Here is a 17,949-nt window from a genome sequence, read left to right as displayed (position 1 = left end):
CCCCCGGCCGCCGTGGCCAGGGGTGGCGCGGGTCTCACGAATGGTCAGTCGTCGGAACCGTGGCCGTGCCCGCCGTGGTCGTCATCGTGGTCGTCGTCCGAACCTCGACCGTGACGGCCGCGGTCGTCGTTCGCGTCGTGCGTCGGGCTGTCGTCACGGCCGCCGGCGACGCGGTCGTCGTTCGCGTCGTGCGTCGGGCTGTCGTCGCGGTCGCCGGCGACGCGGTCGTCGTCCCGGTCGAGCTTCACGATCGTGCCCGTGGCCCGGTCGACGTAGACGTCGTGCTCGACGCCGCCCCGCACGATCTCCACCTTCCAGGTCGAGAAGCCGTGCTCGAACTCCGACTCGATCTCGTTGACCGTGCCTCCGCCGACCTTGGCCAGCGCGATCCGGCGCGCCTCCTCCGCGCCGAGGTCGCCGGACAAGGGCGGCGTCGTGCTCGTGACCGTAGGCGTCGGATCGGCGGAGACCTCGGCGGTGGCGGTCGGCACCGCGCTGCCGAGGCCGGTCAGCGGGCTGGGGCCGTCGTCCGCCGTCGCTGCCAGCGCCGTGCCGGTGACGGCGAGCGCCGCCATGCCGGCCAGAGTGACGATCACCGTTGTGCGCTTCATGTGGTTGACCTCCGTATCGGGGTGATACGGACGAGGTTCGGCCAACCACGGATAGCGGCGCGCTGCGCGATCGCTAAGCCCGGGTTAAGGCCGCCGCCAGCCGCAGGGTGACCGCCGCGCCGCCACCCGGATTGTTCGAAATATCGAGAGCCCCGCCCGCCGCCCGCCGCGCGATGTCCAGGCCCAGACCGGTTCCGCCAGCGGCGCTGACGCCCCTCGACACGGCCGCGCCGGCCAGACCAGGGCCCGAATCGGAGACCACCAGCACCCGATCCGCGGACAGCGACACCGCGAACGGCGTCCCGTCCGGCGTGTGCGCGAACACGTTGCCGAGCAGCGCGTCGACCGCGGCCGCGAGCTCGTCCGCGGCCACCCCCACCAGCAGCGGCCCGTCCGCCAAGGACAACCGGAGCGCCCGCCCGGTGTCCTCGGCCAGCACGGACCAGAACTCCACCCGGTCGCGTACGACCTCGACCGCGTCACAGGAAGCCGAGCCCGAGGGCGTGCTCCGCCACCGGGCCTGGCGGATCAGTCCGGTCACCGCCCGCTCCAACGCATCGACGCCGGCCGCGACCCGTGCGCGCTCGTCGGGGTCACGCACGGACTCGACCTCGAGCCGCAACGCGGTCAACGGCGTGCGCAAGCGGTGCGACAGGTCCGCCACCTGCTCCCGCTCCTCGCGCAGCAGCACCTGGATCCGCTCGGCCAGGTGGTTGAGCGCGCCGGCCACCTCGCGCAGCTCCGGCGGGCCGTCCGGCACGACCGCGCGCGCGCCGAGCTCCGCCCGGGCCAACCGGTGCGACACCTGCGACAGGTCGGCGATCGGCCGCACCAGACTGCGCGCCAGCCGGTCGGCGACGAGCAGGCCGAGCACGACCAGCAACAGCCCCAACGCCGCGAGCACGAGCCAGGCCCGGGTCACACCGGCGTGCAGGTCGGCCTGGGGTACGACCGTGCGGATCACCGCCGTGCCGCCGGTGCGACCGACCCCGATCACGATCTCCCGCCCACCGTCGAGCGCGGCGGTCAGGCTGGTGCCGGTCGCGGCGAGGTCGACGGCCGGCGTACGCGCGACCGGGTCACCGACCGGCGGCCCGCCGTCCGGAAGAAACACCGTGACCCGGCGGCCGGACGCGGTCAGCTGGTCGACGGTCAACTCGATGGCCGCCCGGTCGGCCGTGCCGACGACCGGCACGATGCCCTGGAGGTCGGCGGTGGCCCGCCCGGTCGCCCGGTCCTCGGCGACACCGCGCAGCAGCAGCGCGAGCGGCACGAGGAACGCGATCAGAACCAGCATGGTGGTCGCCGCGACCAACAGGGTCAGCCGGCGCCTCACGACGGCGGCGCCAGTCGCACTCCGACACCGCGCACGGTGTGCAGGTAGCGCGGCGCCGCGGCGGTCTCGCCCAGCTTGCGGCGCAGCCACGACAGGTGCACGTCGACGGTCTTGTCGGCCCCGCCGTACGGAATCTGCCAGACCTCGGTCATCAGCTCCCGCTTGGTGACGACCTCACCCCGGCGGGTGGCCAGGTGGTGGAGCAGGTCGAACTCCCGGGGCGTGAGGTCGACGGTCTTGCCGTCCAGACGTACCCCGTGTGATCGAGGGTCGATCTCCAGGCCGCCCACGACGATGGTCTCGTCGACCGCGGCGGCCGACCCGCCGCGGCGCAGCACCGCCCGGACCCGCGCGTCGAGCTGGGCGGCGGTGAACGGCTTGACCAGGTAGTCGTCGGCTCCCGCGTCGAGCACGCGCACGATCTCGGTCTCCGCGTCCCGGGCCGTCGCGACGATCACCGGAACCCGGCTCACCGCCCGCAGCATCCGCAGGAGCTCGGCGCCGTCGACGTCGGGCAGGCCCAGGTCGAGCACCACCAGGTCCGGGCGGTCGTCGAGGGCCGCCCGCAGCCCGTCCATCGCGGTGGTGGCGGCCGCGACAGCGTGCCCACGATCCCGCAACGCCCGCAGCAGGGGCGCACGGATCGCCGGATCGTCCTCGATGAGCAGCAGGCGCGGCACAGCTCGCACCGTATCCCTCCGGCGCCCGGCCGGCCGGTCCTCTTAACCCGCTCTTAGCGTCCCGCGGTGCCGTTCTTAGCGCGCGACCGGGCCGCGACCGGGCATAGTCGGGTGATGTCCCGCCGGAGTCTCGCCGCGCTCGGATGGCTCGCCGCCGTCGTCGTCGCCACCCTGGCCGGCATCGGCGCGATCCGGCTGGTCGGTGACAGCCTCGCGAGCACTCCCGGCGGCGTGCGCAGCCAGGCGGAGGTGGCCCGGGACCTGGCAGCGGCACCTAGCAGCAGCCCGACCCGCGCCGGGACCGAACCCGCGAGCACCCCGACGGGTGACTTCCGACGCGAGACGTTCCGGCTCCAGGGTGGCACGGTGGTGGCCCACTGCGAGAACGGGCTGGTGAAGATCGACACGTGGTCGGCGGCGCAGGGTTTCGCCCTTCGTGACCTGGACGAAGGCCCCGACGACGAAGCCGAGGCCAAGTTCGAGGGCGACGGGGTCCAGTCCGAGATCAAGCTCGAGTGCCGCTCCGGGCAACCGGTCCGGAAGGGACACGACGACTGACGTCCACCGATCCCCCGGTATCCTCCCGTAATGCACCAGCGATGGCTGCTCGGCGCCGCAGCCCTGGGAGCGGTCTGGGGTGCCGCCGCGATCGCGTTCGACATCCCCGTGCTGCTGCTCGACTTCGTGCTGCATCTCGGCCCGACGCTGATCGGGGTCGGCGCGCTGGTCGCGCTGATCGGCTGGCGTCCCGCCGGGCCGGCGAGCTTCGAGGTCCAGGCCGACTCGTTCGTGGCGCCGACCAACCGCCGCCGCACCATCGAGCTCGCCGCGCTGGTGTTGGTGCTGACGTCGCAGGCCGCGCTCGCGATCGACCGGTTCGCCGACAGCGGCGGAGCGTTCGACGGGATCGTCTCGCTGCTGCTCGGCCTGCTCGCGGCGGCCCTGCTCGTCCGGTCGTACCTGGTGCCGAACACCGTCGAGGTGCGCGCCGAAGGGCTGCGGATCCCGGGTCGGCTGCACCGCGTCGACGTGCCGTGGGGCGCGATCCAGCCGGGCACGCCGTGGGCGCCGCGGCTGCGCACCCAACGGCTCGAACTGCGCGTGACCAAGGGATATCTCGTGCGCCCGCCGAGCGAGCGCCGGCAGCGCCTGGACGTGCCGATCGACGTGCTCGACATCCATCCGTGGTTTCTCGCGGACGCGATCCGCTATTACGTCGCCCATCCCGAGCACCGCGAGTCGATCGGCCGCCCGGCCGAGCTCGAACGGCTGTCCCGGCGGCTCCGCGACGGTGGCGCACCGCCCGCCCTGCCGGCCGGCCCGACGGTGAGCGTGGTGCGGCAGGCCCAGGCGCCCGCGAGCGAGAGGTCGACCGCCGCGCACCGGAGATAGAGTCGGACGCGTGCGTGATGCTCAGCAACTCCTCGCCGACGCCAAAGTGATCGCTGTCGTCGGCGCCTCGCGCGACCCCCGCAAGGCCGCGCACACCGTCCCCCTCCAGATGCAGCGCCACGGCTGGCGGATCATCCCCGTCAACCCGTTCGTCGACGAGCTGTTCGGCGAGCGGGTCTACCGCTCGGTGGCCGAGATCCCGTTCCCGGTCGACCTGGTCAACGTCTTCCGCCCGGCCGCGGACGCACCCGACGTGGTGCGCGACGCGATCGCGGCGGGCGCACCCGCGGTCTGGCTCCAGCTCGACATCGTCTCGCCCGAGGCGCGCCAGCTCGCCACCGAGGCCGGCCTGGACTACGTCGAGAACCGCTGCACCGCGGTCGAACGAGCGGTCGGCAACCTCAGCCGGGCCTGAGCCGCCCAAAACCGGTCGCGACCGCCCGGCCGGGGAGCTAACGTCCGCACATGCTGACGGTGCGCCGGGCCGGTACTGACGACGACTACGCGCTCGTGCGGCAGGTGCGCATGGCCGTCATCCCCTACGAGCGGGCGCCCACGGTCGCCGAGATGCGCGCGTCGTTGACCCGCGACTCGTTGGTGCTGGTGGTCGAAGACGACGGCAAGCTGATCGGCAGCGGTTCGGCCGACCACTCCAGCATCTCGGGCGCCGCGGTGGTGACGCCGCGGGTGCTGCCCGAGTTCCGCCGGCAGGGGGTCGGCACCCGGGTGCTGTCCCACCTCTGGGCGCACGCCGCCACCCTGGGCGTCGAGCAGGTGCTCGCGCACGCCGACGACCAGGGCTCGAAGGCGTTCGCCGAACGGCACGGCTTCACCGAGGTCGACCGCCAGGTCGAGCAGGTACGCGCCGTCGGTGCCGAGCCCCTTCCCCCCCGGCGCACCGACGTCGAGGTGGTCACCGTCGCGCAGCGGCCGGACCTGTGGGACGTCGCCTACGAGGTGCTGGCCGCGCAGGCGTTCGAGGACATGGCGTTGATCGCGCCGATGCACGCGTCCCTCGACGAGTGGCGCACCAGCTGGATCGGCGATCCGGCCGCGATGTTCCTCGCCGTCTCGGGTGGCGAGCCGGTGGCGCTGGCCGGCCTGATCGCCGACCCCGACAACCCGCACCGCGCCGAGAACGCGCTGACCGTGGTGCGTCGTGACTGGCGCGGCCGGGGCGTCGCCGCCTACCTCAAGCGGATCGCGCTCGCGCACGCCGCCACCACCGGCATCACCGAGGTCTACACCTGGACCCAGCGGGGCAACGCCGACATGCGCCGGCTCAACGAGCACCTCGGCTACGCGACCCGCCTACAGAGCTTCACCATGCGCCGGCCGGTCTAGCGACGGTGCGCGCGTCCGCAGGGGCGAGAACGCGGCGATCAGGGCGACGACACCCAGGCCGAGACCGAGCAGGACCAGCACCGTGGGTACGCCGGCCCGCGCCGCCGCGAGCGTGACCAGCGGTGCGCCGAGCGGTCCGGGCAGGTAGTGGATGGTCCAGAACGCCGAGGTGACCCGGCCCAGCAGGTGGTCCGGGGTGATCTCCTGGCGCAGCGACATCGAGCAGGTGCCGGCCACGCCCTGGCAGAACAGGATCACCGCGAGCAGGCCGGCCAGCACCGGGATTACCGTGGCGCTGCCGGCGCCGGCCAGGGCGATCGCGGTCAGGGCGTACGCGCCGATCCAGCAGGCACCGAAGCCGAGCCGCCGGCGCAGCACGGCGACGACCAGGCCGGCCACGACGGTGCCGGCCGCGCCGATCGCGAAGACCACGCCGACCGCGCCACCACTCTGGTCGAGGTCTTCCCGGAGGCGATAGATGATCAGATCGTCCATCGCGTACGTGAGGAAGATGACCCCGCACAGCAGCAGCGTGATCGTGCGCAGCACCGGGTGTCCCCAGAGGAACCGCACGCCGGTGACGAACCCGCGGACCGGCGACTCGCGCGAGGCCTCGACCTCCCGGGGTCGCAGCCGCACGAACGACATCGCGACCGCCGACAGCCCGAAGCTGACCGCGTCGATCCCGATGACCCACGCCGGGTCGAGCACGGCGAACAGCGCACCGGCGATCGCGGGGCCGGTGATGCCCGCGACCGCGAACGACGCCGAGAGCAGGCCGTTGGCCTGGGTGAGCTGGTCCTTACGAACCAGCGCCGGCACGGCAGTGATGTAGCCGACCTGGTAGAGCATCCCGGCCGCGGCGCCGAGCGGCATCGCGACGTAGAGCACCCACACGTGCGGCTCGACCAGCCAGACCAGCGGGACCAGGCCGTAGAGCAGGGCCCGGGCCACGTCGCAGGCGATCATCACCGTACGGCGGTCGAGGCGGTCCACGATCGAGCCGGCCAGCACGCCGGAGACCAGCCAGGCGGCGCCGATCGCGCCGGTGACCAGGCCCATCTGGACGATCGAGCCCGTGAGCGCGAGCACCAGCACCGGCACCGCGAGGGTGGTCAGCGAGTCACCGGCGACCGACGCCGTCTGGAGCACCCAGAACAGCAGGAAATTGCGGTCCTTGCGTAGTGACACGGCCTCAGGTTAGAGGCGGTACTCCTTGAGGAGGCCTCTCGAGATGATCGTTTTTTGGATTTCCGAAGTGCCCTCGCCGATGAGCAGGAACGGGGCCTCGCGCATCAGCCGCTCGATCTCGTACTCGGCCGAGTAGCCGTAGCCCCCGTGGATCCGGAACGCCTCCTGCACCACCTCGGCGCAGTATTCCGAGGCGAGCAGCTTGGCCATGCCGGCCTCGACGTCGTTGCGGGCGCCGGCGTCCTTGAGCCGCGCGGCGTTGACCATCAGCGCGTGCGCCGCCTCGATCTTCGTGGCCATCTCGGCGAGCTTGAACGCGATCGCCTGGTGGCCGGCCAGCGGCTCGCCGAACGTGTGCCGCTGCTGCGCGTACGCGACGGCCAGCTCGAAGGCCCTGATCGAGATGCCGCAGGCGCGCGCGGCGACGTTGACCCGGCCGACCTCGATGCCGTCCATCATCTGGTAGAAGCCGCGGCCGAGCTGGTCAGGGCCACCGAGCACGGCCGACTCGGGCACCGCGACGCCGTCGAGGATCATCTCGGTGGTCTCGACGCCCTTGTAGCCCATCTTCGCGATCTTGCCCGGGATGGTCAGCCCTGGCGCGGTCTCGCCGAAGCCGGGCTCCTTCTCCAGCAGGAAGCACGTCATGTTGCCATAGACGCTGTCGGCACCGACGTCGGTGCGCACCAAGGTGGCGACCACCGACGAGTAGGCGCCGTTGGTCAGCCACATCTTCTGGCCGTCGAGCACGTAGGCGTCGCCGTCGCGGCGGGCGGTCGACCGGATCGCGGCCACGTCCGAGCCGCAGCCGGGCTCGGACATCGAGAACGCGCCGCGCACCTCGCCGGTGGCCATCTTCGGCAGCAGCGTCGCGCGTTGCTCGTCCGATCCGTGGTGCGCGATCAGATACGCGACGATGAAGTGGGTGTTGACGATCCCGGAGATCGACATCCAACCCCGGGAAAGCTCCTCGACCACCAGCGCGTACGTGAGCAGCGACTCACCCAGGCCGCCGTGCTCCTCGTCGATGGTGAGTCCGAAGAGGCCCATCTCGCGCATGCCGTCGACGATGTCGGCCGGGTACTCGTCGGCATGCTCGAGCCGTTGCGCGTGCGGAATGATCTCTTTGTCGACGAACTCCCGCACCGTCTCGATGATGGACGTCTGCACGTCGGTGAGGTTCGGTGTCTGGGCCAGGCGCGCCATGACCCACATCTTCCCTCGTCACGAGGCCGGGCGGGGTGGGAAAGCGCTAACGGAACTGGGCCTCGCGCACGCTGTTGCCGCCGTCGACCACCAGCATCTGCCCGGTGATGTAGGACGCGGCCGGCGAGCAGAGGAACGCGATCGCGGCGGCCACCTCGTCGGGCGTGCCCGGGCGGCCGATCGGTGTGCCGAGACCCTGCTTGATCTCGGTGACCGTGGACGCGGCGGTGTAGATGGTGCCCGGCGCGACCGCGTTGACGGTCACCCCGTCGGCCACCATCTCCATGGCCAGCGCCCGGGTCAGGCCGATCACACCGGCCTTGGCAGCGGCGTAGGCCGCCTCGGTGGGCAGCGCGTTGACCGGGCCGGCCGTGGCCGAGAGGTTGACGATGCGGCCCCAGCCGCGCTCGGCCATGCCTCCGATGAACGCCCGGCTGCACAGGAACGCGGTGCTGAGGTTGCGGTCGATCTCGGACCGCCACTCGTCGAACGTGAGCTGGCCGACCGGGCGGAGCACCTCCGGGCTGGCCCGGCTCGCCAGGCCGGCGTTGTTGACCAGCACCTCGACGTCGCCGAGCTGCTCGGCGACCGCGTCGGCGAGCGCACCCACCTCGGCCTCGTCGGTCAGGTCGGCGACGAACCCGGTGGCGCCGAGCTCCGTCGCGCGCTCGTGGATCCGCCGGGTGGTCGACACGATGGCCACCCTGGCGCCGAGCTGGCACAGCCGCCGGGCGGTCGCGTAGCCGATGCCGTCGGGACTGCCGGCCCCCGTGACCAGCGCGACCCGGCCGTCGAGGCGCACGGTGGTCAGCCCGTCGTCGGCCTGCGTGTCGATTCCCATGCGTGAGATCCTGCCCGGTCCGCGCAACACCGGCAACGACACCCCCTGTCCGGGTAGCGCGCGGGACGTCGGAGAATGCGCTCGGCCGATACCCTACGGGCGCCCACTGGCCCGATTTCGGAGAGCGCGATGACCGACCAGAACCCGAACGCACCCTTCGACCCCACCGCGGCTCCGGCCGACCCGACGGTGCCGAGCCAGCCGGTCTACCCCGCGCCGGCCCAGCCGGCGTACCCGGCCGCCGAGGGCTACCCGGCCACCCAGCCCTACCCGGCCGCGCCGGGTTACCCCGCGACCCCGGGCTACCCCGCCGCGCCCGGCTATCCCGCGCCCGACTACTCGGCCGCCGCCGGCCAGCCCGCGTCGCCGGCCTACCCGCCGGCTCCCGGTTATGCCGCGACGCCGGGTTACCCGCCCGCGCCCGGCTACGAGTACGCCGCTCCGGCCAGCGCCTACCCCGGTTACGGCTACCCCGCCCCGCAGAAGACCAACGGCCTCGCGATCGCGGCCCTGGTCTGCGCGCTCGCCGGCCTGGTCACCTGCATCTCGGCACCGGTCGGCGCGATCCTCGGCCACGTCGCGCGCAAGCAGATCCGCGAGCGCGGCGAGAGCGGCGACGGCATGGCGCTGGCCGGCATCATCGTCGGCTGGATCCTGACCGCGCTGATCCTGGCGTACCTCATCTTCGTCGTCGTCATGATCATCATCGGCGCCAACGAGGGCATGTTCGACGACCCGTACGCGCTGATGGGCGCCGTGCTCAGCCCTCCGGCGGCGTGAACCGGGAGGTGCGGGTCAACCCGGCGGCCCGCCCCTTGGCCGCGATGACGAGCGCCATCTTGCGCGACGCCTCGTCGATCATCTCGTCGCCGAGCATCACCGCGCCGAGCTTGCCGCCGGCCTCCGACGTCGCGTGCTCGTACGCGTCGAGGATGAGCTCCGCCCTGTCGTAGTCATCCTGAGCCGGGGCGTAGATCTCGTTGGCCGCGTCGATCTGCCCCGGGTGCAGGACCCACTTGCCGTCGAAGCCGAGCGCGGCGGAGCGCTTGGCCACCGCACGGAACGCGTCGACGTCGCGGATCTGCAGGAACGGGCCGTCGATCGCCTGCTTGTCGTGCATCCGCGCGGCCATCAGCAGGCGCATCAGGATGTAGTGGTACGGGTCGCCCGGGTAGTCGGGGATCAGCCCGCCGACCACCAGCGACCGCATGTTGATCGACGCCATGAAGTCGGCCGGACCGAAGATGATCGTCTCGACCCGGGGCGACGCCGCCGCGATCGCGTCCACGTTGACCAGACCGGCGGCGTTCTCGATCTGAGCCTCGATGCCGATGCCGCCGACCGGCAGGCCGACCGCCTTCTCGATCTGCGTGAGCGTGAGGTCGAGCCACTCGACGTGCGCCGCCGACTGCACCTTGGGCAGCATCACGCAGTCGAGGTTGGGTCCCGCGCCCTCGACCACCTCGACCACGTCGCGATAGGTCCACTCGGTGGTCAGGTCGTTGACGCGTACGACGCGGGTCTTGGTGCCCCAGTCGCCCTCGTTGAGCGCCGCCACGACGTTCTTGCGAGCCTCCGGTTTGGCCAGCGGGGCCACCGCGTCCTCGAGATCGAGGAAGACCTGGTCGGCCGGGAGCCCGCGCGCCTTGTCGAGCATCTTCAGACTGGATCCGGGTACGGCCAAACAGGACCGGCGTGGGCGACCCGCAGCAACCATCGACGGCTCCTCACGATCGTTATTGTTAGCTCAGCACAGGGCTTGACCAGACGGTAACCTCGCGCGAAGACCGAGGAGAACCAAGCTGTGGAAGAAGTCACCGGGCGAGTCGTAGTGATCACCGGGGCCAGCTCAGGCATCGGCTTGTCCGCTGCCGTCGCCCTGGCCGGCCGGGGTGACCAGGTCGTTCTCGTCGGTCGCGACCCGGCCCGGCTGGCCGCCGCTGCCGCCGAGGTCCGCGACGCCACCGGCACGCTGCCCGCGTCGTACCGAGCCGACTTCGCCGCTCTCGACGACGTGCGGGAGCTGGCCGGTGAGCTGCGCTCGGCGTACGACCGGATCGACGTGCTCGCCAACAACGCCGGCGCGATCGTGCTGCACCCGTCGACCACCGTGGACGGTCACGAGCTGACCATCCAGGCCAACCACCTGGCCAGCTTCCTGCTCACCGTGCTGCTGCACGACCGGATCGGGCGGATGGTGGTGACCGCCTCCGGCGCGCACCGCTGGGGCAACCTCGACCCGCGCGACCTCAACCGGCCGCTGGAGCGCTACGTGCCGTTCCGCGCGTACGGCACCAGCAAGCAGGCCAACATCCTGTTCGCCGGCGAGGCGGCCCGGCAATGGCCCGGGGTGCTGTCGTTCTCGTTCCACCCCGGCGCGGTGCGCACCCGGTTCTACAACGACAACCCGCTGGTCGCGTGGGGCATGCGGCACGCACCACTGCTGCGCAGCCCCGAGAAGGGCGCCGAGACGCTGGTCTTCCTGGCCACGGCCGACCCGACGCGACTGGTCAACGGCGCCTACTACGTCGACAAGAGACCGCGCCGGGTGGGCCACAAGGTCTCCGACCCCGCGCTGGCCGCAGCGCTGTGGAAGGCGAGCGAGCAGGCGATCGGCTAGTCAGGGCAGGGTGCCGGCGGTCTCGACCTGAAGGGCGCGTTCCCGGCGGCCGGCGTGCGCACCACCGAGCACCACCACCAGCACGCCGACCATCAGCAGGGCGAGGCCGGCCAGGGACTCGGCCGGCGGCACCTGGTCGAGCCAGAGCCAGGCGATCAGGCCCGCGCCCGGCACCTCCAGCAGGATCAGCACGCTGATCGTGGTGGCCGAGACCCGGCGCAGCGCGTAGTTGAACATCGTGTGACCGAGCAGTTGGGCGCCCGCGACCAGGCCGAGGATGGCCAGCCAGGTCGTGCCCGACCAGTCGCCGAGCGACTGGCCCGACGCCAGGCAGATGACCAGCAGGAGCACCGCGCAGACCGAATAGCAGATCGTCGTGTACGTCGTCGTGCTCAGTGTGACCCGTGCCCGCTCGCCGAACGCGGTGTAGGCCGCGGCCATCATCGCGCCGAGCACGGCCAGCAGGTCGCCGACGACCGCGCGGGACGAGACACCGAAGTCGGCGCCGGTGGCCAGCACCGCGCCGAGCACCGCGACGCCGATGCCGGCCCAGGTCACGGTGCGGAGCCGGCGGCCCTGGGCGACCGAGATCAGGCCCTGCCAGACCGGCTGGGTGGCCACCAGGGCGGTCGACGCCGCCACCGTCGTGAACCGGATGCTCGGCATCCAGGCCGCGAAGTGCGCCGCGAGGGCGACCCCGGCCAAGACGCAGAACGCCGCTTCACGGCGGGCCAGGTTCGCGTACTCGCCGCGACGGGCGAACAGCGAGATCGGGCCGAGCACGCCGACCGCCAGCGCGTTGCGCCAGAACGCGATGGCCAGGGCCGGCGCCGCTGTCGCGAACGCGATCAGCGGACCGGAGGTGGACACGGCGAGGACGGCGGCGACGAGCGCGAGCGACGCGGCCGGGTCTGGTGCGGGGCGGGGCACAGTGAACCATCCTCACAAATCACGTACTGCGGCTATCCGACTACTCTCAGTCGATCGGCCGATAGGGCGCAGCGGTCACCGTCGATAGGCTCGCCCGGTCTTGCCAGCTACTGCCCCCAGGTCATTCCGTGGAGGCTGATGTTGCCCGCATTACGCGCCGTCGTGTTCGACTTCTTCGGCACTCTCACCCGGTCCGTCCACCGCGGCCCCGAGCACCTCGAGATCGCCCGCATCCTGGGATGCGATCCCCAGGTCATGATCTCGCTGCTCGACGCCACGTACTACCGCCGGGCCAGTGGCGAGCTCGGGTCCGCCGAGGACTGCCTGCGGTGGATCGCCAACCATGCCGGGGCCGACCCGCCCGACGACGCGGTGCGGGCGGCGGTCGACTGCCGCCTGCACGCGCTGCTGCGCGACACGCGGCTGCGCGACGACGCCGTGCCCGTGCTCTGGGCGTTGCGGCTGCGAGGGCTGCGTACGGCGCTGATCAGCGACTGCACCCACGAGCTGCCCGCGCTGCTGCCCAGTCTCGCCGTCGCGCCGCTGCTCGACACCGCCGTGTTCTCGGTCGAGGAGGGGGTGTGCAAGCCGGACCCGAGCATCTACCTGGCGGCCTGCCAGCGGCTCGGGGTGGCGCCTGCCGAGTGCCTCTACGTCGGTGACGGCGGCAGCCACGAGCTGACCGGTGCCGCGGAGGTGGGCATGACCGCCGTCCGGCTGGCCGCGCCCGACCTCGCCGACCACCTGGTCTTCGCGGCCGAAATCGACTGGCCCGGGCGCGCGGTGACCTGCCTCGTCGGCGTGCTGGACGAGGTCGACCGTGGCGCGCCCGCCGCGCTGCCGGGCAGGATGGGGGCATGAGCGACGCCGTGGTGGAAGAGGCGATCAAGAAGGCGGCCGTGGCCTGGGTGTCCGTCGACGGCGGCCCGGCGCGCGGGCTCTGGTGCGTCCCGGTCGACGGCGCGCTCTACGTCGTCACCGGCATCGGCGAGCAACAGCTGGCCGGGTTGGCCGGGGCCGCCACGGCCGAGGTGACGTTGCGCGGCGACCACGGTGGGCGGATCGTCACCTGGACGGCCGACGTGCGCCGGGTGCAGCCCGGAGACGACGAGTGGAACACGGTCGCGCCGCAGGTCGGCGGCAAGCGGCTCAACGCGCCAGGGCCGACCGACAAGCTGGTCGAGCGCTGGGCGATGGACTGCACGCTGAGCTGCCTGAGCCCGGCCCCCGACGGGCCTGTGGTGACCCGCCCCGATTTGCCCGACGGCAGCCTCGCCGAGGTGCCCCGTGACACCCCGGCGACCCGGCCGACCCGCAAGCCGTTCCGACTGCACAAGGTCCGCGGGCGCAAGTCCTAGTCGAGCCACCAGCGAGCGGCGTCGCCGCCGTACGGGGTCAACAGCAACGCCGGCAGGACGACGGCGGAGATCTCCGCCGCGAGCAGGACCCGCCAGGCGACCGGGCTGACCCGTCCCCGGCCGACCCCCAGCAACGGCATCGAGACGAGCAACAGCAGCGGGGAGAGCACGACTCCGGTGAAGTAGAGCAGGGCGACCGGCACGTACACGGGCAGCGGCAGCAGGTCCTTGGGATCGTGCGCGCCGCTCAGCATCGCGACGCGGTCGGCCCCGGTAGCCAGCATGCGCACCGTGAAGGTGACCAGGACGGTCGCGATCGCGACGCCGAACGCGAGGTGGACCGCCGTGACGGCACGGATGCCCACTCGCACCAGGTCGGTGGGCGGGCGCGGCGGTGCCGCCGCGTCGGCGGCCGGCAGGATGCCCGCGAGCAGCGGCGTCGCGGCCACGCCGGCGAGACCCAGCCCCTCGGCGAACGTCCCGGTGAAGAGGGTCGCCCCGGACGCACTCGTCGCGTCCAGTGCGGCCGCGAGGGTGCTGGCCGCGGCCGCGCAGACGAGCAGAAGGCCCGGTGTTCCGGTCAGCGCGATCAGGAGCTTGCCGGCCGGCGTGCGGGACCGGAACCGCCGGAGCGTCCAGGACCCGGCCAGCCATCCGGCGAGGCCGCCGAGGACGACGGCGGCGATGCCCACGGGCAGCAGCGGAGCCGGCCATGGATAACGTGCGTGGAACGACCCGCCGGCCTCGGGCTCGGCTGGCACACCGTTGGCGACCGTGACGTCGAACGTCTGGCCGGCGCGTTCGAGCGTGAAACCATGCGCACCGATCGGACCCGCGACCCAGCCGTCCGCGATCGCGCGGTCGCGAACCACGACGGTCAGCTCGTCGAGGGAACGCGCTTGCGGCGCGAAGGTGAGGTCGAGGCGGGTCGGACCACCGAAGGCCGTCAACATGCGCTCCTGGTCTCCGACCAGGGGTGCGTCCTGCGGCAACAGCATCGCGGCCGCCACGACCAGCGCGTCCTTGCCGGCCTCGGAGGTGGTGGTGAGCCGGATCGCCGCGCCGAGGGCGAGATATGCCGCCGCGGCCGCGCAGACGACAGCCACCGCGGCGTAGCCACGCCCGTGGGGTGGCGCGAACCGCTGGCGCAGGCCGCCGCGGACCAGGTCCCACGCGTCGCCGGCCGGTGGCCGGACCCGGTCCGGCGGTGCGCCCTCCATCAGCGTCGTCACGATCTCGTCGGCCCGAGCTCGGCGGTAGGCGCGCGGATAAGCCAGCAGTAGTCGCCGGTAGCCGCGTTCGAGCCGGTTCACTACGCCGGGCCGAAGGCGAGTCGGATGTCGCGCAGCCGGGCGGCGGCCATCGCCGCGTTGGCCCGCAAGCGGTCGACCTCGGCGGACAGCGCGGTGCCGCCGTCGTCGGTCAGCCGGTAGTAGCGCCGCAGCCGCCCGTCGACCGCTTCCTCGCGGTCGACGACGAGCAGCCCTTCCTCGGTCAGCCGGTCGAGGGCGGCGTAGAGCGTGCCCGCACGCAGGGTGATCCGCCCGCCGGACAGCTCGGTCACGGCGCGGATCACCCCGTAGCCGTGCAACGGCTGCTCGGCGAGCGCGGTCAGGATGAAGAAGGTCGGCTCCTGCATGGCCACGCGCCGATGCTACCGACCGTCGGTATATACCGCCAGTCGGCTTATCCGACGAACGGCGGCACCGCCATCTCGCCGCGGGCGATCGGCACCACGCTGCCGGTCACCTGGGCCTTCGTCACCGCTCCGGCCGTCGCCGTCACCACGCACTCCAGCACCGACGGGCGGTGCAACTCGAGGCCCTGGTGCACCACGTAGCCGCTCTCGCCGTCGGCCGGCAGCAGGCCGCTGGTGACCAGCCAGACCCCGAGGCCGAGCGCGGCCGAGCCGGTCGCCGGGTCCTCCGGCACGGACAGCCCGGGCACGAAGACCCGCACGTGCGCGGTGCGGCTCTGCGGGTCCCAGGAGAAGACGTCGATGCTGTGCGCCGCGACGCCCTCGGCCGCGCCGGTGTCGAGCCGGGCCCTGGCCACCGCGTCGGCGCGCACGGGCAGATAGGGGAACTCCAGTCCGCAGCCGGCGATCCGGGGTGGCCCGGCCGGGTCCAGGTCGTCGGCGGTCAGGCCCACGGCGGCCAGCAGCGGAGCGGGATCGAGCGGCTCGCCGACGGTGGCGGTGCCGCCGGTCAGCGTGGCGGTCGACCCCGAGACCACGACCGGGAGCAGGCCGGCACCGCACTCCTGGACGACCTCGCCGGCGGCGAACATGCCACGGCTGCTCGCGGTCACGGCGGCCCCGACACTCGGGTGGCCCGCGAACGGAAGCTCGCTGTTGGGGGTGAAGATCCGTGCTCGGTAGGTGGCCGCCGCGCCGGCGGACGGCGGCAGCACGAACACCGTCTCGGACAGGTTGAACTCGCGGGCCAGCTCCTGCATCTGGCTCCCGGCCAGGTCTTCGGCGCCGAACACCACGGCGAGCGGGTTGCCGGTGAACGGCCGGTCGGTGAAGACGTCGACGATCTCGTACGCCACGCTAGACATGCGAGACAGCCTAGGGAATTAGTCTTGGCTAGTGACGACGGCGCGGGTTTACATCGCCAGGCTCGCGGGCCTGCCGATCTACGACCCCAACGGGGACCAGGTCGGTCGGATCCGTGACGCCGTCGCCCGCCTGCGCACCACCAACCGCCCGCCCCAGGTCGTCGGGCTGGTGGCGGAGATGACGATCCGGCGCCGGATCTTCCTGCCGATGGGCCGCTTCACCTCGATCGACGCGGACGCGGCGGTGCTCAGCACCGGCACGCTCAACCTGCGCCGCTTCGAGAAGCGCCCCAACGAGCTGCTGGTCCTCGAAGACCTGCTGGACCGCCGCGTGACGATCCTGCCCGAGGAGACCCCGGGCGTGGTGGTCGACCTGGCGATGGAGGCCAACCGCCTCGACGAGTGGTCGCTGGCCAAGGTCGCGGTCCGCCAGCCGAGCCGCCGGATCACCCGGCGCGGCCAACTGGTCGAACTGGAATGGGACCGCGTGCGTGGGCTGATCGGGCTCACGGACACGCAGGGCACCGCGGGTCTGCTCGCCGTGCTGGAGCAGATGCGGGCGGCCGACGTGGCCAACGCGCTCCAGGAGATGTCGGACACCCGGCGCAACGAGGTCGCCGCGGCCCTCGACGACGAGCGGCTCGCCGACGTGCTCAGCGAGCTTCCCGAGCACGACCAGGTGGAGATCCTGGCCGTGCTCGACCAGGAGCGCGCGGCGGACATCCTCGAGGAGATGGACGCCGACGACGCGGCCGACCTGCTCGGTGAGCTGTCCGGCCCCGACCGGCAGGCGCTGCTCGACCTGATGGAGCCCGACGAGGCCGAGCCGGTGCGGCAGCTGCTCAAATACTCGGCCGGCACGGCCGGCAGCGTGATGACCTCCGAGCCGGTGATCCTCACCCCGGACGCCACGGTCGCCGACGCGCTGGCCCGGATCCGCGAGCCGCAACTGCCGCCGGCCGTGGCCGCACAGGTCTTCGTCGCGCGGGCGCCGATGGCCACGCCGACCGGCCGCTACCTGGGCATGGTGCACTTCCAGAAGTTGCTTCGGGAGCCGCCCTCGGAGATCATCGGCGGCGTGGTCGACAGTGGCATCAACCCGCTGCGCCCGGAGACCCCGCTGATCGAGGTCACCCGCCGGATGGCCATGTACGACCTGGTCGCGATGCCGGTCGTCGACGCCAACAACCGGCTGGTCGGCGCCGTGACCGTCGACGACGTGCTCGACCACTCGCTGCCGCCGGACTGGCGCGACCGGGACGTGCCCGACGACGAACCCGTCCCGCCCGTGCCGGTGCCACCGCACGTCGTGCCCCCCAGGGGCCGAACCGATGGCTGAGCCGCGCCCACCCGCGCGGCTCGACCAGCCGCGCGAGCCGCGCCGGCTGAAGCTGCCCCGCTTCGACCCGGAGTCCTTCGGCCGCTGGTCGGAGGCGATCGCCCGGGCGCTCGGCACGGCGAAGTTCCTGGTCTACATGAGCATCGTGATCCTGCTGTGGGTGGGCTGGAACACACTGGCGCCGGAAGGCTGGCGCTTCGACCCGTACACCTTCACGTTCCTGACCCTGATCCTGTCCTTGCAGGCGTCCTACGCCGCGCCGCTGATCCTGCTCGCGCAGAACCGGCAGGCCGACCGGGACCGCCTGTCGTTGGAGGAGGACCGGCGGCGGGCTGCGGCGCAGAAGGCCGACACCGAGTACCTCACGCGGGAGATCGCCTCGTTGCGGCTCGCGATCGGCGAGCTGGCCACCCGCGACTTCCTCCGCTCGGAGCTCGGCCGGCTCGCCGAGGACCTCGACGAGGCCCAGCGCCGCCGCAAGCGCAAGTCAAAGCACAACCTGGCCGAACCGGACGACCACGCGGACACCGACGCCTGAC

General features: G+C 72.5%; 21 protein-coding genes. 10 read left to right on the top strand and 11 right to left on the bottom strand.

Features of this window, described 5'->3' with window-relative positions; genetic code table 11:
- Nucleotides 1-44: 44 nt before the first annotated feature.
- The 3 genes from AB0J88_RS02020 to AB0J88_RS02010 form a co-directional block, all read right to left on the bottom strand.
- Nucleotides 45-611, bottom strand: coding sequence for a PepSY domain-containing protein (locus AB0J88_RS02020; protein WP_364360040.1), 567 nt, complete (start codon nucleotides 609-611; stop codon nucleotides 45-47).
- A gap of 73 nt (nucleotides 612-684) precedes the next feature.
- The gene (locus AB0J88_RS02015; RefSeq protein WP_364360037.1) at nucleotides 685-1,947 is read right to left on the bottom strand and encodes a HAMP domain-containing sensor histidine kinase; all 1,263 of its coding nucleotides are present in this window, start codon (nucleotides 1,945-1,947) and stop codon (nucleotides 685-687) included.
- Nucleotides 1,944-2,627 carry a response regulator transcription factor gene (locus tag AB0J88_RS02010; RefSeq protein ID WP_364360034.1) on the bottom strand — a complete coding sequence of 228 codons (684 nt, stop codon included), beginning with the start codon at nucleotides 2,625-2,627 and terminating at the stop codon, nucleotides 1,944-1,946. Before AB0J88_RS02010 ends, AB0J88_RS02015 begins: the two co-directional genes overlap by 4 nt.
- Before the next feature lie 114 nt (nucleotides 2,628-2,741).
- Between AB0J88_RS02010 and AB0J88_RS02005 the strand changes: the two genes are divergently transcribed.
- Genes AB0J88_RS02005 through AB0J88_RS01990 form a run of 4 tightly spaced genes read left to right on the top strand, consistent with a single transcriptional unit; the run spans nucleotide 2,742 to nucleotide 5,363 of the window.
- Nucleotides 2,742-3,185 carry a septum formation initiator gene (locus AB0J88_RS02005; protein ID WP_364360031.1) on the top strand — a complete coding sequence of 148 codons (444 nt, stop codon included), beginning with the start codon at nucleotides 2,742-2,744 and terminating at the stop codon, nucleotides 3,183-3,185.
- A gap of 30 nt (nucleotides 3,186-3,215) precedes the next feature.
- Entirely contained in the window at nucleotides 3,216-4,019 is an 804-nt protein-coding gene (locus AB0J88_RS02000) for a hypothetical protein (RefSeq protein WP_364360028.1), read from the top strand.
- Nucleotides 4,020-4,029: 10 nt separating this feature from the next.
- Entirely contained in the window at nucleotides 4,030-4,434 is a 405-nt protein-coding gene (locus AB0J88_RS01995) for a CoA-binding protein (RefSeq protein WP_364360025.1), read from the top strand.
- Nucleotides 4,435-4,484: 50 nt separating this feature from the next.
- Nucleotides 4,485-5,363, top strand: a complete 879-nt coding sequence (locus AB0J88_RS01990; protein ID WP_364360022.1) for a GNAT family N-acetyltransferase — start codon at nucleotides 4,485-4,487, stop codon at nucleotides 5,361-5,363.
- On the opposite strand, the gene AB0J88_RS01985 is transcribed toward AB0J88_RS01990, so the two are convergent.
- The 3 genes from AB0J88_RS01985 to AB0J88_RS01975 are packed head-to-tail and all read right to left on the bottom strand — an operon-like array spanning nucleotide 5,331 to nucleotide 8,601.
- A complete protein-coding gene (locus AB0J88_RS01985; protein WP_364360019.1) occupies nucleotides 5,331-6,554 on the bottom strand; it encodes an MFS transporter in 1,224 nt (407 codons plus the stop codon). The two genes, AB0J88_RS01990 and AB0J88_RS01985, sit on opposite strands and share 33 nt — an antisense overlap.
- Before the next feature lie 9 nt (nucleotides 6,555-6,563).
- Nucleotides 6,564-7,760 carry an acyl-CoA dehydrogenase family protein gene (locus AB0J88_RS01980; RefSeq protein WP_364360016.1) on the bottom strand — a complete coding sequence of 399 codons (1,197 nt, stop codon included), beginning with the start codon at nucleotides 7,758-7,760 and terminating at the stop codon, nucleotides 6,564-6,566.
- Between the two features lie 46 nt (nucleotides 7,761-7,806).
- On the bottom strand, nucleotides 7,807-8,601 hold the full coding sequence (locus AB0J88_RS01975) for an SDR family NAD(P)-dependent oxidoreductase (RefSeq protein WP_364360013.1): 795 nt from the start codon (nucleotides 8,599-8,601) through the stop codon (nucleotides 7,807-7,809).
- A 129-nt stretch (nucleotides 8,602-8,730) separates the two neighbouring features.
- Here AB0J88_RS01975 and AB0J88_RS01970 point away from each other — a divergent pair, with 129 nt between their 5' ends.
- Nucleotides 8,731-9,381 carry a DUF4190 domain-containing protein gene (locus tag AB0J88_RS01970; RefSeq protein ID WP_364360010.1) on the top strand — a complete coding sequence of 217 codons (651 nt, stop codon included), beginning with the start codon at nucleotides 8,731-8,733 and terminating at the stop codon, nucleotides 9,379-9,381.
- Here AB0J88_RS01970 and AB0J88_RS01965 read toward each other — a convergent pair.
- On the bottom strand, nucleotides 9,362-10,318 hold the full coding sequence (locus AB0J88_RS01965; RefSeq protein ID WP_364360007.1) for a CoA ester lyase: 957 nt from the start codon (nucleotides 10,316-10,318) through the stop codon (nucleotides 9,362-9,364). The genes AB0J88_RS01970 and AB0J88_RS01965 overlap by 20 nt on opposite strands.
- An 87-nt stretch (nucleotides 10,319-10,405) precedes the next feature.
- Here AB0J88_RS01965 and AB0J88_RS01960 point away from each other — a divergent pair, with 87 nt between their 5' ends.
- Complete coding sequence (locus AB0J88_RS01960) at nucleotides 10,406-11,221, top strand: SDR family NAD(P)-dependent oxidoreductase (protein ID WP_364360004.1); 816 nt, start codon at nucleotides 10,406-10,408, stop codon at nucleotides 11,219-11,221.
- Here the strand turns inward: AB0J88_RS01960 and AB0J88_RS01955 are convergent, their stop codons facing one another.
- Entirely contained in the window at nucleotides 11,222-12,151 is a 930-nt protein-coding gene (locus AB0J88_RS01955) for a DMT family transporter (RefSeq protein WP_364360001.1), read from the bottom strand. It lies immediately after the preceding gene.
- Between the two features lie 141 nt (nucleotides 12,152-12,292).
- On the opposite strand from AB0J88_RS01955, the gene AB0J88_RS01950 reads away from it, so the two are divergent.
- A complete protein-coding gene (locus tag AB0J88_RS01950; RefSeq protein WP_364360214.1) occupies nucleotides 12,293-13,012 on the top strand; it encodes an HAD family hydrolase in 720 nt (239 codons plus the stop codon).
- Entirely contained in the window at nucleotides 13,009-13,509 is a 501-nt protein-coding gene (locus AB0J88_RS01945; protein ID WP_364359998.1) for a hypothetical protein, read from the top strand. The genes AB0J88_RS01950 and AB0J88_RS01945 overlap by 4 nt, the downstream gene beginning before the upstream one ends.
- Here AB0J88_RS01945 and AB0J88_RS01940 read toward each other — a convergent pair.
- From AB0J88_RS01940 to AB0J88_RS01930, 3 genes are read right to left on the bottom strand one after another with little or no spacing between them, the layout of a single operon-like run.
- On the bottom strand, nucleotides 13,506-14,822 hold the full coding sequence (locus AB0J88_RS01940; protein ID WP_364359995.1) for a hypothetical protein: 1,317 nt from the start codon (nucleotides 14,820-14,822) through the stop codon (nucleotides 13,506-13,508). The two genes, AB0J88_RS01945 and AB0J88_RS01940, sit on opposite strands and share 4 nt — an antisense overlap.
- A complete protein-coding gene (locus tag AB0J88_RS01935; RefSeq protein WP_364360211.1) occupies nucleotides 14,822-15,148 on the bottom strand; it encodes a PadR family transcriptional regulator in 327 nt (108 codons plus the stop codon). Before AB0J88_RS01935 ends, AB0J88_RS01940 begins: the two co-directional genes overlap by 1 nt.
- Nucleotides 15,149-15,195: 47 nt before the next feature.
- Complete coding sequence (locus AB0J88_RS01930) at nucleotides 15,196-16,071, bottom strand: PhzF family phenazine biosynthesis protein (RefSeq protein ID WP_364359992.1); 876 nt, start codon at nucleotides 16,069-16,071, stop codon at nucleotides 15,196-15,198.
- 31 nt (nucleotides 16,072-16,102) lie between these two features.
- Between AB0J88_RS01930 and AB0J88_RS01925 the strand changes: the two genes are divergently transcribed.
- Together AB0J88_RS01925 and AB0J88_RS01920 are read left to right on the top strand one after the other, a co-directional pair.
- On the top strand, nucleotides 16,103-17,410 hold the full coding sequence (locus AB0J88_RS01925; RefSeq protein ID WP_364359989.1) for a CBS domain-containing protein: 1,308 nt from the start codon (nucleotides 16,103-16,105) through the stop codon (nucleotides 17,408-17,410).
- On the top strand, nucleotides 17,403-17,948 hold the full coding sequence (locus tag AB0J88_RS01920) for a DUF1003 domain-containing protein (protein ID WP_364359986.1): 546 nt from the start codon (nucleotides 17,403-17,405) through the stop codon (nucleotides 17,946-17,948). The genes AB0J88_RS01925 and AB0J88_RS01920 overlap by 8 nt, the downstream gene beginning before the upstream one ends.
- The last annotated feature ends 1 nt before the right edge of the window (nucleotide 17,949 follow it).

The organism is Asanoa sp. NPDC049475 (assembly GCF_040676915.1).
GTDB lineage: Bacteria > Actinomycetota > Actinomycetes > Mycobacteriales > Micromonosporaceae > Asanoa.
Note: the sequence above shows the minus strand (reverse complement) of the source record. Positions and strands in the feature narration are given on the sequence as shown.

Bases quoted from the DNA above. Each gene is read 5' to 3' on its own strand.
- AB0J88_RS02020 (WP_364360040.1), bottom strand. From the start codon at position 611: ATGAAGCGCACAACGGTGATCGTCACTCTGGCCGGCATGGCGGCGCTC.
- AB0J88_RS02005 (WP_364360031.1), top strand. From the start codon at position 2,742: ATGTCCCGCCGGAGTCTCGCCGCGCTCGGATGGCTCGCCGCCGTCGTC.
- AB0J88_RS02000 (WP_364360028.1), top strand. From the start codon at position 3,216: ATGCACCAGCGATGGCTGCTCGGCGCCGCAGCCCTGGGAGCGGTCTGG.
- AB0J88_RS01990 (WP_364360022.1), top strand. From the start codon at position 4,485: ATGCTGACGGTGCGCCGGGCCGGTACTGACGACGACTACGCGCTCGTG.
- AB0J88_RS01980 (WP_364360016.1), bottom strand. From the start codon at position 7,760: ATGGCGCGCCTGGCCCAGACACCGAACCTCACCGACGTGCAGACGTCC.
- AB0J88_RS01975 (WP_364360013.1), bottom strand. From the start codon at position 8,601: ATGGGAATCGACACGCAGGCCGACGACGGGCTGACCACCGTGCGCCTC.
- AB0J88_RS01970 (WP_364360010.1), top strand. From the start codon at position 8,731: ATGACCGACCAGAACCCGAACGCACCCTTCGACCCCACCGCGGCTCCG.
- AB0J88_RS01965 (WP_364360007.1), bottom strand. From the start codon at position 10,318: ATGGTTGCTGCGGGTCGCCCACGCCGGTCCTGTTTGGCCGTACCCGGA.
- AB0J88_RS01945 (WP_364359998.1), top strand. From the start codon at position 13,009: ATGAGCGACGCCGTGGTGGAAGAGGCGATCAAGAAGGCGGCCGTGGCC.
- AB0J88_RS01935 (WP_364360211.1), bottom strand. From the start codon at position 15,148: ATGCAGGAGCCGACCTTCTTCATCCTGACCGCGCTCGCCGAGCAGCCG.
- AB0J88_RS01930 (WP_364359992.1), bottom strand. From the start codon at position 16,071: ATGTCTAGCGTGGCGTACGAGATCGTCGACGTCTTCACCGACCGGCCG.
- AB0J88_RS01920 (WP_364359986.1), top strand. From the start codon at position 17,403: ATGGCTGAGCCGCGCCCACCCGCGCGGCTCGACCAGCCGCGCGAGCCG.